Source organism: Streptomyces sp. DvalAA-43 (assembly GCF_900091725.1).
Taxonomy (GTDB): domain Bacteria; phylum Actinomycetota; class Actinomycetes; order Streptomycetales; family Streptomycetaceae; genus Streptomyces; species Streptomyces pulveraceus.
Window position 1 is genome coordinate 16,454 of sequence record NZ_FMBW01000026.1, and the last position, 15,010, is coordinate 31,463.

At 68.2% G+C, this 15,010-nt stretch carries 11 protein-coding genes and 1 tRNA gene; 2 read left to right on the forward strand and 10 right to left on the reverse strand.

All coding sequences use genetic code 11. The features are described from left to right. Positions 1-6: 6 nt before the first annotated feature. Both GA0115234_RS04955 and GA0115234_RS04960 read right to left on the reverse strand, forming a co-directional pair. A complete protein-coding gene (locus tag GA0115234_RS04955; protein ID WP_093539614.1) occupies positions 7-792 on the reverse strand; it encodes a hypothetical protein in 786 nt (261 codons plus the stop codon). A gap of 86 nt (positions 793-878) precedes the next feature. Beyond that, positions 879-961 (reverse strand) — tRNA-Leu (locus GA0115234_RS04960). A gap of 94 nt (positions 962-1,055) precedes the next feature. Between GA0115234_RS04960 and GA0115234_RS04965 the strand changes: the two genes are divergently transcribed. Further along, the gene (locus tag GA0115234_RS04965; RefSeq protein WP_093539615.1) at positions 1,056-1,703 is read left to right on the forward strand and encodes an ANTAR domain-containing response regulator; all 648 of its coding nucleotides are present in this window, start codon (positions 1,056-1,058) and stop codon (positions 1,701-1,703) included. A 71-nt stretch (positions 1,704-1,774) separates the two neighbouring features. Here the strand turns inward: GA0115234_RS04965 and GA0115234_RS04970 are convergent, their stop codons facing one another. The 7 genes from GA0115234_RS04970 to GA0115234_RS05000 form a co-directional block, all read right to left on the reverse strand. Then, positions 1,775-2,491 carry an ABC transporter ATP-binding protein gene (locus tag GA0115234_RS04970; RefSeq protein ID WP_093539616.1) on the reverse strand — a complete coding sequence of 239 codons (717 nt, stop codon included), beginning with the start codon at positions 2,489-2,491 and terminating at the stop codon, positions 1,775-1,777. Beyond that, positions 2,488-3,402 carry an ABC transporter ATP-binding protein gene (locus tag GA0115234_RS04975; protein ID WP_093539617.1) on the reverse strand — a complete coding sequence of 305 codons (915 nt, stop codon included), beginning with the start codon at positions 3,400-3,402 and terminating at the stop codon, positions 2,488-2,490. Before GA0115234_RS04975 ends, GA0115234_RS04970 begins: the two co-directional genes overlap by 4 nt. Next, entirely contained in the window at positions 3,399-5,183 is a 1,785-nt protein-coding gene (locus tag GA0115234_RS04980) for a branched-chain amino acid ABC transporter permease (RefSeq protein ID WP_093539788.1), read from the reverse strand. Before GA0115234_RS04980 ends, GA0115234_RS04975 begins: the two co-directional genes overlap by 4 nt. A gap of 5 nt (positions 5,184-5,188) precedes the next feature. Further along, positions 5,189-6,118, reverse strand: a complete 930-nt coding sequence (locus GA0115234_RS04985) for a branched-chain amino acid ABC transporter permease (protein ID WP_093539618.1) — start codon at positions 6,116-6,118, stop codon at positions 5,189-5,191. Positions 6,119-6,219: 101 nt separating this feature from the next. Further along, positions 6,220-7,437 (reverse strand): branched-chain amino acid ABC transporter substrate-binding protein, encoded by a 1,218-nt coding sequence (locus GA0115234_RS04990; protein WP_093539619.1) that lies wholly within the window; start codon positions 7,435-7,437, stop codon positions 6,220-6,222. A gap of 668 nt (positions 7,438-8,105) precedes the next feature. Then, positions 8,106-8,576: a PaaI family thioesterase gene (locus GA0115234_RS04995; protein WP_093539620.1), complete on the reverse strand. Its 471-nt coding sequence runs from the start codon at positions 8,574-8,576 to the stop codon at positions 8,106-8,108. A gap of 127 nt (positions 8,577-8,703) precedes the next feature. Beyond that, positions 8,704-10,980 carry an FdhF/YdeP family oxidoreductase gene (locus GA0115234_RS05000; protein ID WP_093539621.1) on the reverse strand — a complete coding sequence of 759 codons (2,277 nt, stop codon included), beginning with the start codon at positions 10,978-10,980 and terminating at the stop codon, positions 8,704-8,706. A 165-nt stretch (positions 10,981-11,145) separates the two neighbouring features. On the opposite strand from GA0115234_RS05000, the gene polA reads away from it, so the two are divergent. Continuing rightward, positions 11,146-13,857 (forward strand): DNA polymerase I, encoded by a 2,712-nt coding sequence (polA, locus tag GA0115234_RS05005; protein ID WP_093539622.1) that lies wholly within the window; start codon positions 11,146-11,148, stop codon positions 13,855-13,857. Between the two features lie 159 nt (positions 13,858-14,016). On the opposite strand, the gene GA0115234_RS05010 is transcribed toward polA, so the two are convergent. Then, positions 14,017-14,841 (reverse strand): DUF4184 family protein, encoded by an 825-nt coding sequence (locus tag GA0115234_RS05010; RefSeq protein ID WP_093539623.1) that lies wholly within the window; start codon positions 14,839-14,841, stop codon positions 14,017-14,019. Positions 14,842-15,010 lie beyond the last annotated feature (169 nt).

Here is a 15,010-nt window from a genome sequence, read left to right on the forward strand (position 1 = left end):
CGGTCGTCAGTGCTTCGGCCCGACGTGGGCGTCCATGAGAGCGACGGACGCCCGTCGGGCGACGGAGATGTTGAACGGGTCGCTGCCGCGCGCGAGGGTCGTCCACTCGACTCCGACCTTGTCTAGAGTGTCGGAGAGGAGCTTGCGGATGTCGTCGGACTTGTTGGCGAAGAAATAGCGCGGGTACTCGTAGCGCTTCCGCTCCCCGCCGACGAGGCGCGTGGTCCAGTTGGTGATGCGACATCCGTCGGAGTGGATCAGGCCACGGATGAACATCCAGGGGTGTGCGTCCACGATGTCCCGCTGCCAGGCTTCGAGGATGATCCGGCGCTGGTGCTTTTTGCCTGGTCCGTGCTGAGGGAAGAGGCACCAGAGGTGCTTCGAGTACATCTTCACTTGATGGCACCCTTTCCTGCGGACTCTGCATACGGAGTTCTCAGGGAAGACGGCGCGCATAGCGTTCTCGCACAGTTCCATCAGTCCAGGCCAGGAATCTGCACAGGCGATCGACAGGCTGGGCGTGTGCATCGCTTGGTTCTGGACTATGTGTCCGTCGCCGAGGTAGAGGCCCAGGAGGTAGGCGTACGCCGACCGATCCAGCTCCCCTTCGCACCGGGGGCAGTATGAACGATGGGCTCCCGGACACTCGCCACGCTTGGCGCGGTCCATGTGTTTCCAGTAGCTGATCGTGCCTGCGGGGACGTTCAGCCTCCGTGCCACGTCCGCGTTCTTTGCGCCGCCACGAAGGAGCGTGAGTGCCCTCTGACGTAACTCCGGGCCGTGAAAGTTCATGTGAACACTATGAGTGACTATGTGCTACCGCGTGCAGCAGAAAGCGGATGTTCACGAGAACGTGAACATCCGCTTTCTCTTGTGCGTGCCGAGTGCGGGATTCGAACCCGCAAGCCCTTTCGGGCAGATGTGTTTGAGACATCCGTGTATGCCATTCCACCAACCCGGCGAGGCTGCTGCCGGAAAGTGTACCGGGTGACATGTCCGCTCCGCTGCTAGGTAGGCTCATAGAAGCTATGCCTGCCCTTGAAACGAGGAGCCCCGTGACTACCCCCGAGTCGCCCCAGCCCGCCGACGACGACAAGTCGCACGTTCCGCCGCTGACGACCCGCGTCGTCATCGCCGAGGACGAGGCCCTGATCCGTCTCGACCTCAAAGAGATGCTGGAGGAAGAGGGCTACGCGGTCGTCGGCGAGGCCGGGGACGGGCAGCGGGCCGTGGAGTTGGCGCGGGAGCACCGGCCGGATCTGGTCATCCTCGATGTGAAGATGCCGGTGCTGGACGGGATCTCCGCCGCCGAGAAGATCGCCGAGGAGTCCATCGCGCCGGTCCTGATGCTGACCGCGTTCTCGCAGCGCGATCTCGTCGAGCGGGCCAGGGACGCCGGGGCGATGGCGTATCTGGTGAAGCCGTTCAGCAAGAGCGACGTGGTGCCGGCCATCGAGATGGCGGTGTCGCGGTTCGCGGAGCTGAAGGCGCTGGAGAACGAGGTCGCGGATCTCGCGCAGCGGCTGGAGACGCGGAAGCTGGTGGACCGGGCGAAGAGCATTCTGCAGACGGATTACGGGCTGTCCGAGCCTGCCGCGTTCCGGTGGATCCAGAAGACGTCGATGGATCGTCGGCTGTCGATGCAGCAGCTCGCCGAGGCGTTGATCGAGGACGCCGAGGAGAAGAAGAGGGCGGCGGAGTAGTCGTCCGTCCCCGGGCATGGAGAGGGCCCGCGTCCCGGAGATGTCCGGGGCGCGGGCCTTTCTCGTGTGCGTCAGTCCTCGCCGAGGTAGGCCTTGCGGACGGATTCGTCGTGGAGGAGGTCCGCGCCGGTGCCGGAGAGGACGATCTTGCCGACCTCCATGACGTGGCCGTGGTCCGCGAGGGAGAGTGCGGCCTGGGCGTTCTGCTCGACGAGCAGGATGGTGGTGCCCTGGGCCTTGAGTTCGACGATGGTCTCCATGATCTTCTGCATCATGATCGGGGAGAGGCCCATGGAGGGTTCGTCGAGCATCAGGAGTTTGGGCTGGCACATGAGGGCCCTGCCCATGGCGAGCATCTGCTGTTCGCCGCCCGAGAGGGTTCCGGCGGCCTGCTTGCGGCGTTCCCCGAGGATGGGGAAGAGGTCGTAGGCGCGCTGGATGTCCTTCTCGATGCCTGCCTTGTCGTTGCGGAGGTAGGCGCCGAGCTGGAGGTTCTCGGTGATGGTGAGCCGGGGGAAGATGTGGCGGCCCTCGGGGGAGTGGGCGAGGCCCAGGGAGACGACCTTGTGTGCGGGGACGTCGGTGAGGGGTTTGCCGTCGAAGACGATGCGGCCGCTGACCGGTTTGAGCAGGCCGGAGAGGGTGCGCAGGGTGGTGGTCTTGCCGGCGCCGTTGGTGCCGATGAGGGTGACGACCTGGCCGGCCTCGACGGTGAAGGAGATGCCCTTGACGGCTTCGATCTTGCCGTAGGCGACGCGGAGGTCCTCGACCTCTAGCAGTGCGGTCATCGGGTGTCCTCCTCCTCGGTGCTGGTGCTGGTGTTGCTGTCGGCGTCCGTGGCGGCCGTGGCTTTGGCGGTGCTGGCCTCGGCGGCTTCGACCTCGGCGGCTTCTTCGGCGCCGGGGGCGCCTTCGAAGGGGGTGCCTAGGTAGGCGGCGACGACGCGTTCGTCGCTCTGGACGATGTCGGGGGTGCCTTCTACGAGCTTTTCGCCCTGGACGAGGACGGCGACGCGGTCGCAGAGGTTGAAGATGAACCTCATGTCGTGCTCGATGACGAGGACGGCGATGCCCTGGTCGCGGATGGCGAAGATGAGTTCTTCGGTGACGCGGGTTTCCTGCGGGTTCATGCCGGCGGTGGGCTCGTCGAGGAGGAGGAGTCCGGGGTCGCTGGCGAGTGCGCGGGCGATTTCCAGCTTGCGCTGGTCTCCGTAGGGGAGGTTGCGCGCGAGGTGGTCGGCCTTGTCGGCCAGGCCGATGAACTCCAGGAGTTCCATGGCGCGTTCGCGGCTGGCGTTCTCGGCCTTGGTGAAGCCGGGGAGGCGCAGCAGGGCGGACCAGAGGCCTTCCTTGGTCCTGGTGTGGCGTCCGACGAGGACGTTTTCCAGGACGGACATGTTGGCGAAGAGCCGGATGTTCTGGAAGGTGCGGGCGATGCCTGCCTGGGTGACGAGGTGGGGCTTGGGCGGCAGGACGGTGCCTTTGTAGCTGACCTTGCCCTCGGTGGGGACGTAGAGGCCGGTGAGGCAGTTGAAGAAGGTGGTCTTGCCGGCTCCGTTGGGGCCGATGAGGCCGACGATCTCGCCGGTGTTGACGGTGAGGTCGACGTCGCGTACGGCGGTGAGGCCGCCGAAGCGCATAGTGACGCCGTTGGCGTCGAGGACGGTGGTGGGGGTCTTGGTGGTGGTCATGGTGTTCACGCCCCCGCCTTGGCGATGCCGGCGCCGGTTTCTTCGGACTGCCGTGGTTCCGGTACGTCGGGCTGGTCGTTCTCGTGGAATTCGAGTTGCTTCCTGCGGTCGGCGACCAGTCCTTCGGGGCGCACGCGCATCAGGAGGATGAGTGCGATGCCGAAGAGGAAGAGCTGGTAGTCCTGCATGAACTGGAGTTTGGCCGGGATGAGGTAGAGCAGTGCGGCGCCGACGAGGGGTCCGCTGAGGGTTCCCATGCCGCCGAGGATGACGGCGGCGAGGAGGAAGGCGGAGTTGGGGGGTACGGAGCCGGCGAACTGGTACTGCTCGGGTGTGACGGTGTAGTTGACGTGTGCCTGGACGGTTCCGGCGAGTCCGGCGAGGGTGGCGCCGAGGGCGAAGGCGAGCAGTTTGAGCCGGAAGGCGTTGATGCCCATGGCGGTGGCCGCGGTTTCGTCTTCGCGGATGGCGACCCAGGCGCGGCCGATGCGGGATTCTCCGGAGCGGCGGAAGACGAGGACGACGACGGCGGTGAAGACGAGCATCAGCAGGTAGTAGTTGGCGGACCTGCCGAGGTCGAAGCCGAGGATGTTGTGCTTGAGGCCGAAGTCGAATCCGAAGAAGTTGAGGTCGGGGATGCTGGGGATGCCTTGGGAGCCGTTGGTGAGGTCGGGTCCGCTGTTGCCGTTGAGGTTGTTGACGGTGAGGCGGAAGATTTCTCCGAAGCCGAGGGTGACGATGGCGAGGTAGTCGCCGCGGAGTCGGAGGGTGGGTGCGCCGATGAGTACGCCGAAGACGAGTGATGCTCCGGCGCCGGTGAGGACGGCGGCCCAGAAGGGGAATTCGACGCCGATGGCGGACATGGTGGAGCCGGAGACCAGGGCGGCGGCGTAGGCGCCGACGCCGAGGAAGGCGACGTATCCGAGGTCGAGGAGGCCGGCGAGGCCTACGACGACGTTGAGGCCGAGTGCGACGGTGCCGAAGATGAGGATGTTGGCGCCGATGAGCGCGTATTCCTCTTTCTGCTGGGTGAAGGGGAAGCAGACGGCGGCGACGAGGGCTGCGGCGAGGGTGATGTTGCGGTGCTTCGTGGTCAGCGCGGTGAGGCGGGAGACGAGTCCGGCTCGGTGGAGTGCGGTGAAGGCGAAGCCGGTGGTGATGAGGAAGCCGATGAAGAGTTCGGTGTAGTCGGTGTCGATGCCGTAGGCGAAGACGTAGAGGCCGATGCCGAACGCGGCGACGATGATGAGGATTTCGGCCCAGGAGGGGAGGGCTTTGGGGCGGGGGGCCTGGGGGGCGCCGAGGCTGTTGCGGAAGCGTTGCCAGGCGGTGGCTCGGGTGTCGGTGTGTGGTTGGTCGCCGGGGAGTCCGAGTGCGGTGAGGGCGGCGATGAGTGCGCCGATGCCGCTGACCCAGGCGCCGGGTTCGAGGTTGACGATGCCGCCGAGGTCGTAGGCGATGGCGCCGATGGTGTAGCCGGTGGTGCCGAGGGTGCCGAGGGCGAGGAGGCGGACGGGGCTGTTGGTGCCGCCGGGGGTGAGCCAGCGCAGGCCTCGGATGCCGTACCCGGAGAGGGCGAGGAGCAGGGTGAGTGCGGCGCTGATGAGGGTGAGGACCTGGAGGCCGCCGGGGTAGCCGGTGACGGTGAGGTCGCCGGGGAATTGGTCGGTCCAGGTCCAGGCGAGGAAGGTGCCGATGAGGGCGAGGGTCGCGCCTGCGGCGGTGCCGATGCGGGCCGCGGGGGCGGGGATCGGCAGGAAGGGGGCGGGTGTGGTGTGGTTGGTGGTCATCCGTATCACGCCCGATCCGCGACGCGTTCGCCGAGCAGGCCCTGGGGGCGGAGGAGGAGGACGATGATGAGGAGGACGAAGGCCCATACGTCCTTCCAGGCGCCGCCGCCGAAGAGTTCCATGCCGGGGACGTTGCTCATGTAGCCGGTGGCGAGGGATTCGGCGATGCCGAGTACGACGCCGCCGAGCATGGCGCCGTAGATGTTGCCGATGCCGCCGAGTACGGCTGCGGTGAAGGCTTTGAGGCCCATGATGAAGCCCATTTTGAAGCCGATCTGGCCGTTCTTGAGCCCGTAGGCGACGGCGGCGACGGCGGCGAACGCGGCACCGATGGCGAAGGCCATGACGATGATGCGGTCGGTGTTGATGCCCATGAGTTTGGCGGTGTCGGGGTCCTGGCTGGTGGCTTGCATGCCGCGGCCGGAGCGGGTCTTGGAGACGAAGAGGCCGAGGGCGATCATGCAGATGGGTGCCGTGATGAGGACGAAGAGGTCACCGCGTTGGATGTGGGCGCCGAAGATGTCGATCGCTTCGCCCTTGAACTGGGGGAAGGAGCGGTCCTTCTTGGCGTCGGGGTACCACTTCCAGATGGCCTGCTGGAGTGCGAGGGAGAGTCCGATCGCGGTGATGAGCGGGGCCAGTCTGGGGGCGTTGCGCAGGGGCCGGTAGGCGAAGCGTTCGGCGGCTGTGCTGACGGCGACGGAGCATATGACGCCGCCGATGATCATGAGTGGGATGATTGCGAGGAGGGAGACACCGGCCGGCATCCAGAGGTACACGGTGAGAGCTCCGAAGCCTCCGATCATGAAGATCTCGCCGTGGGCGAAGTTGATGAGCTGGATGATTCCGTAGACCATCGTGTAGCCGATCGCGATGAGTCCGTACATCGCGCCGAGGATGAGTCCATTGGCCAGCTGTTGCGGCAGTTCGTTCACCGCAGGGCCTCCGTGGAGTGGTTCGGATATGGCACCGCGCGGGAGGGCTGGTGGCGCTCCCGCGCGGTCTGGTGCGGGTCAGGCGTGGCCCGGGGGGTTCGTTACGGCTTGTAGGCCTCGCTGAGCTTGGAGGTCCACTTGCCGCCGTTGACCTGGTAGGCGGTCATCATGGTGTTGGTGGTGTCGCCGTATTCGTCGAAGGAGACGGGGCCGGTGACGCCGTCGAACTTGACCTTGGCCATGGCTGCGAGGACCTTGGCGCGGGCGTCGTCGCCGGTGGGGAGCTTGCCGCCGTTGTCGGCGACGGCGATCTTGACGGCTTCGATGATCGACCAGGTGGCGTCGTAGGTGCCGCCGCCGTAGGCCTCGTAGGCGTCCTTGTATCCGGCGGTCTTGTAGTCGGCGATGAACTTCTTGGCGGAGTCGAGTTCTTCGACGGGCTTGCCGACGGAGGTGGCGATGTCGCCCTGGGCCTTCTTGTTGAGCTTGATGAAGTCGGCGCTGTACATGCCGTCGCCGCCCATGAGGGGGATCTGGACGCTGTCCTTGAGCTGCTGGCTCAGGGGTGCGCCGGCGGGGTATTCGCCGCCGTAGTAGACGGCCTTGGCGCCGGACTTCTTGACCTTGGTGACGACGGCGTTGAAGTCGCGGTCGTCGGGGTTGACGTGGTCGGCGCCGACGATCTTGCCGCCGAGGGTGGTGAAGGTGTTCTTGAAGGACGCGGCGAGACCGGCGCCGTAGGGCTTCTGGTCGTCGATGAGGTAGACCTGCTTGATCTTCGCGTTGTTGAAGAGGTACTTCGCCGCGAAGGCGCCCTGGATCTGGTCCGTGGTGGCGGTGCGGAAGTAGGTCTTGAAGGGGCGCTTCTTGTCGCCGGTCTTCCAGTTCTCGCCCTGGGTGAGTTCGGTGCCGGTGTTGGCGGGGGAGACCTGGGTGAGGCTGGCGTCGTTGAGGGGCTTCTGCATCGACTGGGAGACGCCGGAGTTCAGGGGGCCGACGACGCCGAGGACGGTGTCGTCGTCGATGAACTTCTGGGCGTTCTGCTGGCCTACGGAGGGCTGTGCCTGGTCGTCGAGCGGCTTGACCTCGAATTTGATGCCGGGGACGGTGTTTTCCTTGTTGGCCGTCCTGGCGGCGAGGTCGGCGGAGTTCTTGATGCCGAGGCCGAGGGCGGAGAGGTCGCCGGTGATGGGCGCGTCGACGCCGATGACGACGGTCTGGGTGCCGCCGCTGTCGCTGCTCTTCTTGTTGTCGTCGCGCGACCCGCAGGCGGTGAGGGTCAGTGCTCCGGTGGTGAGCACGGTGGTGAGTATGAGCAAAGAACGGTGTCGCACGAAAGGTCCTTTCCCTGGCGCGGCCTCCTCTGCTTGAGGTGCCGTGTCGTTCGCCGGGCCGTACTGGTTGGTACAGGGCCGTGCTGCAGACGCGCCCGGCGGCGCGGTGACTGGCGGTGACTCTAGGCGTAGGTGTGGGGGTCGGGGATGGGTCCGCCGCAGGATGTGACTGTCTTGTTATGCCGTTGAGGAAGGCTTGAGGTGGCTGTGCTGACATGTACGGTTTTTTGCTGGATGGTGAAGTGACCGCATTCTGAGAACTTGCAGCTCTGCTAAGGGGCTTGGGTAGATCTTGGTGCTGTCGCCTGGTGGGGTGCGGGGTGGGGTGTGCGCAGGCTGTTGGGGTGTGCGGTGGTGGTGGGGGCGGTTCGGCGGGGTCGTGCGGGGGGTTTCCGTGGACCGGCCGTTGGTTACGCAGTGTGAGGTCGGGGGTGGTGTGGTCGACGCGGTGTTGTGTGCGTGGGGTGCGGGGTGGGTGTGGTTCGGGTGCCGGGGGTGGTGCGCAACAGGGTTTCCGGTCAAGGAAGTTGGGGTGTTCGGCTGTCAATCCGTAGGCGTGGGTGGGTGGTTGTGGCTGGATATGACGCTGCCCGGCCGGATTGTGTTCCGGCCGGGCAGGGGTGTCGCGGTGCGTGCGGTGTGTTGTGGGTCGGTCAGGCGGCGTCGGGCCGGGGGGTGTCACGGAGCATGCAGGTGAGGCGTGCGGTGCAGACCCGCTTGTCCTGTTCGTCGGTGATGGTGATCTCGTACGTGGCGGTGGAGCGGCCGCGGTGTACGGGGGTGGCGACGCCGGTGACGAGTCCGCTGCGGACGCCGCGGTGGTGGGTGCAGTTCAGGTCGACGCCGACGGCGAGCTTGCCGGCGCCGCCGTGGAGCATGGAGCCGATGGAGCCGAGGGTTTCGGCGAGGACGGCGGAGGCGCCGCCGTGGAGCAGTCCGTAGGGCTGGGTGTTGCCTTCGACGGGCATGGTGCCGACGACGCGGTCCGCGGAGGCTTCGACGATGGTGACGCCCATGCGTTCGCCGAGGTGGCCGGCGGAGAAGAGGGCGGGCAGGTCGACGCCGAGTGCGGCGTACTCGTCGATGATCTCCTGGGGGAACGTGGGTGTGGTGTGCTCGCCCATGGGCCGGCTCCGATCGTCTGCGGTGGTTCACGGCTTCGTTTCCGTGTGGGTTGTTCTTATCAGACGACTGAGCGGACGCTTAGGCCCCGGCCGGAGGATCAGGGCCGGACGGGCCCTGGGGGTCGGGTCATGCGGCGGTGTTCTCGAAGCGGATGACGACGGACTTGCTGGCCGGGGTGTTGCTGGTGTCGGCGGTGGAGCCGAGGGGGACCAGCACATTGGTCTCCGGGTAGTAGGCGGCGGCGCAGCCCCGGGCGGTCGGGTAGTGGACGATGCGGAAGCCGGGGGCGCGGCGTTCCACGCCGTCCTTCCATTCGCTGACGAGGTCGGTGTACGCGCCGTCGGGCAGGCCGAGGGCGTGGGCGTCGTCGGGGTTGACCAGGACGACGCGGCGGCCGCCCTTGATGCCGCGGTAGCGGTCGTCGAGGCCGTAGATGGTGGTGTTGTACTGGTCGTGGGAGCGCAGGGTCTGCAACAGCAGTCTGCCTTCGGGGAGTTCGGGGTACTCGACGGGGGCGGCGGTGAAGTTGGCCTTGCCGGTGGCGGTGGGGAAGCGGCGTTCGTCGCGGGGGGCGTGCGGGAGGGTGAAGCCGCCGGGTTGTGCGACGCGGGCGTTGAAGTCCTCGAAGCCGGGGACGACGCGGGAGATGCGGTCGCGGATCGTCGCGTAGTCCTTCTCGAACCCTTCCCAGGGGGTGGCCGATCGGGGGCCGAGGACGGCTCGGGCGAGGCGGGCGATGATGGCGGGTTCGGAGAGCAGGTGGGGGCCGGCGGGGGTGAGGTTGCCGCGTGAGGCGTGGACCATGCTCATGGAGTCCTCGACGGTGACGAACTGCTTGCCGCCCGCCTGGACGTCCTTGTCGGTGCGTCCCAGGGTGGGGAGGATCAGTGCGCGGGTGCCGGTCACGGCGTGCGAGCGGTTGAGTTTGGTGGAGACGTGCACGGTGAGGCGGGCGCGGCGCATCGCGGCCTCGGTGACGTCGGTGTCGGGGGTGGCGGCGACGAAGTTGCCGCCCATGGCGAAGAAGACCTTGGCGTCGCCGTCGCGCAGGGCCTGGATGGAGCGGACGACGTCGTAGCCGTGGTGGCGTGGTGAGGTGATGCCGAATTCCCGGTCGAGGGCGTCGAGGAAGGCGGGGGCGGGGCGTTCGAAGATGCCCATGGTGCGGTCGCCCTGGACGTTGGAGTGGCCGCGGACGGGGCAGACGCCGGCGCCGGGGCGGCCGATGTTGCCGCGCAGCAGCAGGAAGTTGACGACTTCGCGGATGGTGGGCACGGAGTGCTTGTGCTGGGTGAGGCCCATGGCCCAGCAGACGATGGTGCGCTTCGAGGCGAGGACCATGGCCAGGGCTTCTTCGATGGCCGCGCGGTCGAGGCCGGTGGCGGTGAGGGTCTCTTCCCAGTCGGCCTCGCGGGCGGCGGTGGCGAATTCCTCGTAGCCGTGGGTGTGGTCGCGTACGAAGGTCTCGTCGACGGCGCCCTCGGTGTCCAGGATCATTTTGTTCAGGAGCCGGAAGAGGGCCTGGTCGCCGCCGATCCGGATCTGGAGGAAGAGGTCGTTGAGCGGGGCGCCCTTGATCATGCCGAGGGGGGTCTGGGGGTTCTTGAACCGTTCCAGGCCGGCCTCGGGGAGCGGGTTCACCGAAATGATCTTCGCGCCCGCGGATTTCGCCTTCTCCAGGGCGGAGAGCATGCGGGGGTGGTTGGTGCCGGGGTTCTGTCCGGCGACGATGATCAGGTCCGCCTGGTGGAGGTCCTCCAGGGAGACGCTGCCCTTGCCGATGCCGATGGTCTCCGTCAGCGCCGAGCCGGAGGACTCGTGGCACATGTTGGAGCAGTCGGGGAGGTTGTTGGTGCCGAATTCGCGGGCGAAGAGCTGGAGCAGGAACGCGGCCTCGTTGCTGGTGCGGCCCGAGGTGTAGAAGAGGGCCTCGTCGGGGGAGGCGAGGGCGTTCAGCTCCTCGGCGATGATGGCGAAGGCGCGTTCCCAGGTCACCGCCTCGTACCGGGAGGCGCCCTCGGGGAGGTACATCGGCTGGGTGATCCGCCCCTGCTGGCCCAGCCAGTACCCGCTGCGGGTGGCGAGGTCGGGGAGGGGGTGCGCGGCGAAGAAGTCGGGGGTGGCCCGGCGCAGGGTGGCCTCTTCGGCGACGGCCTTGGCGCCGTTCTCGCAGAATTCGGCGGTGTGCCGTTCGTCGCCCTCGGGCCAGGCGCAGCCGGGGCAGTCGAAGCCGTTCTTCTGGTTGACCTTGAGGAGGGTCTGCGCGGTGCGCCGGACGCCCATCTGCTGCTGGGCGATGCGCAGGCTGTGGGCGACGGCGGGCAGTCCGGCGGCGGCGTGCTGGGGCGGCTCGATGTGCGGCGCGTCCTGGACCGGGTCACCGGTGGGCGGCTTGGTGGCCATGGTGTGCTCCTCCTCGGGCCGGCTGCGTAGCTGCGCGGTGCGCGTCGTGGCTGTCCGTGTTCCTCGTTCTTCTTTCTTCTTACGATCCTGTCACGCGGCGCCGGGCGGAAGGGCGGCGAGCCGGGTCGGTCGGGAATGTCAGTGGTCCGTGGCAGGATCGGGGGCGTGGCTGAGACGGCATCGAAGAAGACGGCAGACAACCGACCGCGCCTGCTCCTGATGGACGGGCACTCCCTGGCGTACCGGGCGTTCTTTGCGCTGCCTGCGGAGAATTTCACGACAGGGTCGGGGCAGCCGACGAACGCGGTGTACGGCTTCGCGTCGATGCTCGCGAACACGCTGCGTGATGAGGCGCCGACGCATTTCGCGGTGGCGTTCGACGTGTCCCGCAAGACCTGGCGCGCTCAGGAGTTCCCGGAGTACAAGGCGAATCGCTCGAAGACCCCGGACGAGTTCAAGGGGCAGGTCGAGCTGATCGGCGAGCTGCTGGACGCGATGCGCGCGGACCGTTTCGCGGTCGACGGTTTCGAGGCGGACGACGTCATCGCCACGCTGGCCACGCAGGCCGAGGCGGCCGGTTTCGAGGTGCTGATCGTCACCGGTGACCGGGATTCGTTCCAGCTGATCACGGACAACGTCACGGTGCTGTACCCGACCAAGGGCGTCTCGGAGCTGACGCGTTTCACCCCGGCGAAGGTCGAGGAGAAGTACGGGCTCACGCCGCAGCAGTACCCGGATTTCGCGGCGCTGCGCGGTGACCCGTCGGACAACCTTCCGGGCATTCCCGGTGTCGGTGAGAAGACGGCCGCGAAGTGGATCAATCAGTTCGGTTCGTTCGACGAGCTGGTCGAGCGGGCCGAGGAGGTCAAGGGCAAGGCGGGCCAGAATTTCCGGGACCACCTGGACGCGGTGCGGCTGAACCGCAGGCTGACCGAGATGGTCCGTGACGTGGAGTTGCCGAAGACCCCCGAGGACCTGGCGCGCGCGCCGTACGACCGCACGGCGGTGACGGGTGTGCTGGATGTCCTGGAGATCCGCAATCCGAGCCTGCGCGAGCGGCTGCTGGCCGTGGACCCGGGCGCGGCCGAGGACGAGGCCCCGGCGCCCGCCGCGGGCGTCGAGCTGGACGGTGTGGTACTGGGCGCGGGCGAGCTGGCGCCCTGGCTGGCCGGGCACGGCGGGCAGCCGCTCGGTGTGGCCACGGTCGACACCTGGGCGGTGGGCAGCGGCACGGTCACCGAGATCGCGCTGGCCGCGGCGGACGGTGCGGCGGCCTGGTTCGACCCGGCCCAGCTCGACGAGGGCGACGAGCAGGCGTTCGCCGCCTGGATCGCCGATGCGTCCCGGCCCAAGGTCATGCACAACGCGAAGAGCGCCATGCGGGTCTTCCCCGAGCACGGCTGGCGGGTCGACGGCGTCACGATGGACACCGCGCTGGCGGCCTATCTGGTCAAGCCCGGCCGTCGTTCCTTCGCGCTGGACGCGCTGGCGGTGGAGTATCTGGGCCGTGAGCTGGCGCCGGCCGCGGCGTCCGACGGGCAGCTGGCCTTCGGCGCGGACGACCAGGCCGAGGCCGAGTCCTTGATGGCGCAGGCCCGCGCCGTCCTGGATCTGGGCGACGCGTTCACCACCCGGCTGGCGGAGGTCGGTGCGGCGGAGCTGCTGCACGACATGGAGCTGCCGACGTCCGCGCTGCTGGCCCGGCTGGAGCGGCACGGCATCGCCGCCGACCGGGCCCATCTGGAGGGCATGGAGCAGCAGTTCGCCGGTGCGGTGCAGCAGGCGGTGAAGGAGGCGCACGCGGCGGTCGGCCGTGAGTTCAACCTCGGTTCGCCCAAGCAGCTCCAGGAGGTCCTCTTCGGCGAGCTGGGCCTTCCCAAGACGAAGAAGACGAAGACCGGGTACACGACGGACGCCGACGCGCTGGCCTGGCTCGCCGCGCAGACCGAGCACGAGCTCCCGGTGATCATGCTGCGCCACCGTGAGCAGGCCAAGCTGCGGGTCACGGTCGAGGGCCTGATCAAGACGATCGCGGCGGACGGCCGTATCCACACCACGTTCAACCAGACAGTGGCGGCGACGGGGCGGCTCTCCTCCACCGACCCCAATCTGCAGAACATCCCGGTCCGTACGGACGAGGGCCGGGCCATCCGTCGCGGCTTCGTCGTCGGCGAGGGCTTCGAGACGCTGATGACGGCCGACTACAGCCAGATCGAGCTGCGGGTGATGGCCCACCTCTCCGAGGACGCGGGCCTGATCGAGGCGTTCACCTCCGGCGAGGACCTGCACACCACGGTCGCCTCGCAGGTCTTCGGCGTCGACAAGTCGGCGGTCGACCCGGAGATGCGCCGCAAGATCAAGGCGATGAGCTACGGACTGGCGTACGGGCTCTCCGCGTTCGGTCTCTCCCAGCAGCTGAACATCGAGGCGGGCGAGGCGCGCGGCCTGATGGACACCTACTTCGAGCGGTTCGGCGGAGTGCGTGACTATCTGCACCGGGTGGTGGAGGAGGCCAGGGCCACGGGATACACGGAGACGGTCTTCGGCCGCCGCCGTTACCTCCCCGACCTCAACAGCGACAACCGCCAGCGCCGCGAGATGGCTGAGCGGATGGCGCTCAACGCACCGATCCAGGGCACGGCCGCGGACATCGTCAAGGTCGCCATGCTCCAGGTCGACCGGGCGCTGACCGAGGCGAAGCTGAAGTCCCGGATGCTGCTCCAGGTCCATGACGAAATCGTGCTGGAGGTCGCCGAGGGCGAGCGGGCACAGCTGGAGGAGATCCTCCGCCGCGAGATGTCCACGGCCGTGCAGCTGCGTGCCCCACTGGATGTCTCGGTGGGTGTCGGTACGGACTGGGAGTCCGCGGCGCACTGACCCGCCGAGGGTGCCGGGGGAGCCGGGCGGCCGGGGGCGCGAGGCCCCTGGCTCCGTCCGGATCCCCCGGGCCGCCCGCGGTGTCCGTGCCGGACCGGACCTCCCCGGTGCCGGACGGACCCCCGGTGCCGGACGGACCCCCGGTGCCGGCCCGGATCCCTATGCCCGCCCTGCCGCCGTGGGTGCGGGCGTGCGCGGTCGCCGCAGCCGCATCCAGGCCCCGTACAGCACCAGGCCCACCGCCAGCCCCGCTCCCGCGCCGAAGCAGGCGGTCGGGATGATGTCCAGCGGGGTGTCGACGTGCCCGAAGTACGCGTACCAGCGTGCGCACCGGTGGACGACTCCGAGCGTTGCGCAGACGCCCAGCAGGACCCCCGCCGACCACCGTGCCCGGCGGTCAAGCACCGGCACGGACGGGGGCACCGGGCGCTCCCCGGTCCGCCGCAGCCCCGACGCCGTGAACCCGGCGAGCACGGCCAGGGCCACCGCCGAACTGCCGTACTGCACCAGTTGGAACACCGGAAGTCCGCCGACGCTCCCGTCGAGCACCGGCACCAGACGCACCCCCCACCGGTCATGGTGGGTGAAGGCGTCCCAGACGACATGGGTGGCGGCCCCGACGACCGCCGACAGCACGAACCCCGCGGCCTCCCGGACACCCCGGGTGCCCGGCCGCCCCCGTACGAACGCGTGCACCCGCCCCTGCCAGAGGCCCGGCAGCAGCGCCACCAGAGGCTCGCGCAGCAGCAGCCACAGCGCCACCACGGCCGTGGTGATCAGCACATCGACCGTGAACACGCCCCACACCGAGTGCGTGACCTGCCCGAACTCCATGGCGCCGGGGATCGCGGTGTCCGCGTAGTACGTCATGTCGGGGGCGAAGGAGCCCGCGACGAGGGCCGAGGCGAACAGCGGTCCGCGCGCCGTGCCGTCCCGCCGCATTCCCGGGAGAACGGCGGCGGCATGGCTGAGTGTGAACGGCATGGCGGCAAGTATGCGCGAGCCGCCGCAGCAGGCCCGACCACGGCCGTACGACGTGCCTGCCCACGGCCGTACGACTCGTCCGGCCATGGCCGTACGACGTGCCCGACCACGGCTGTGCGACTGCCTGATCGTTGACGTGCAATCAGCCCGGCCACCGCCTTACAACTTG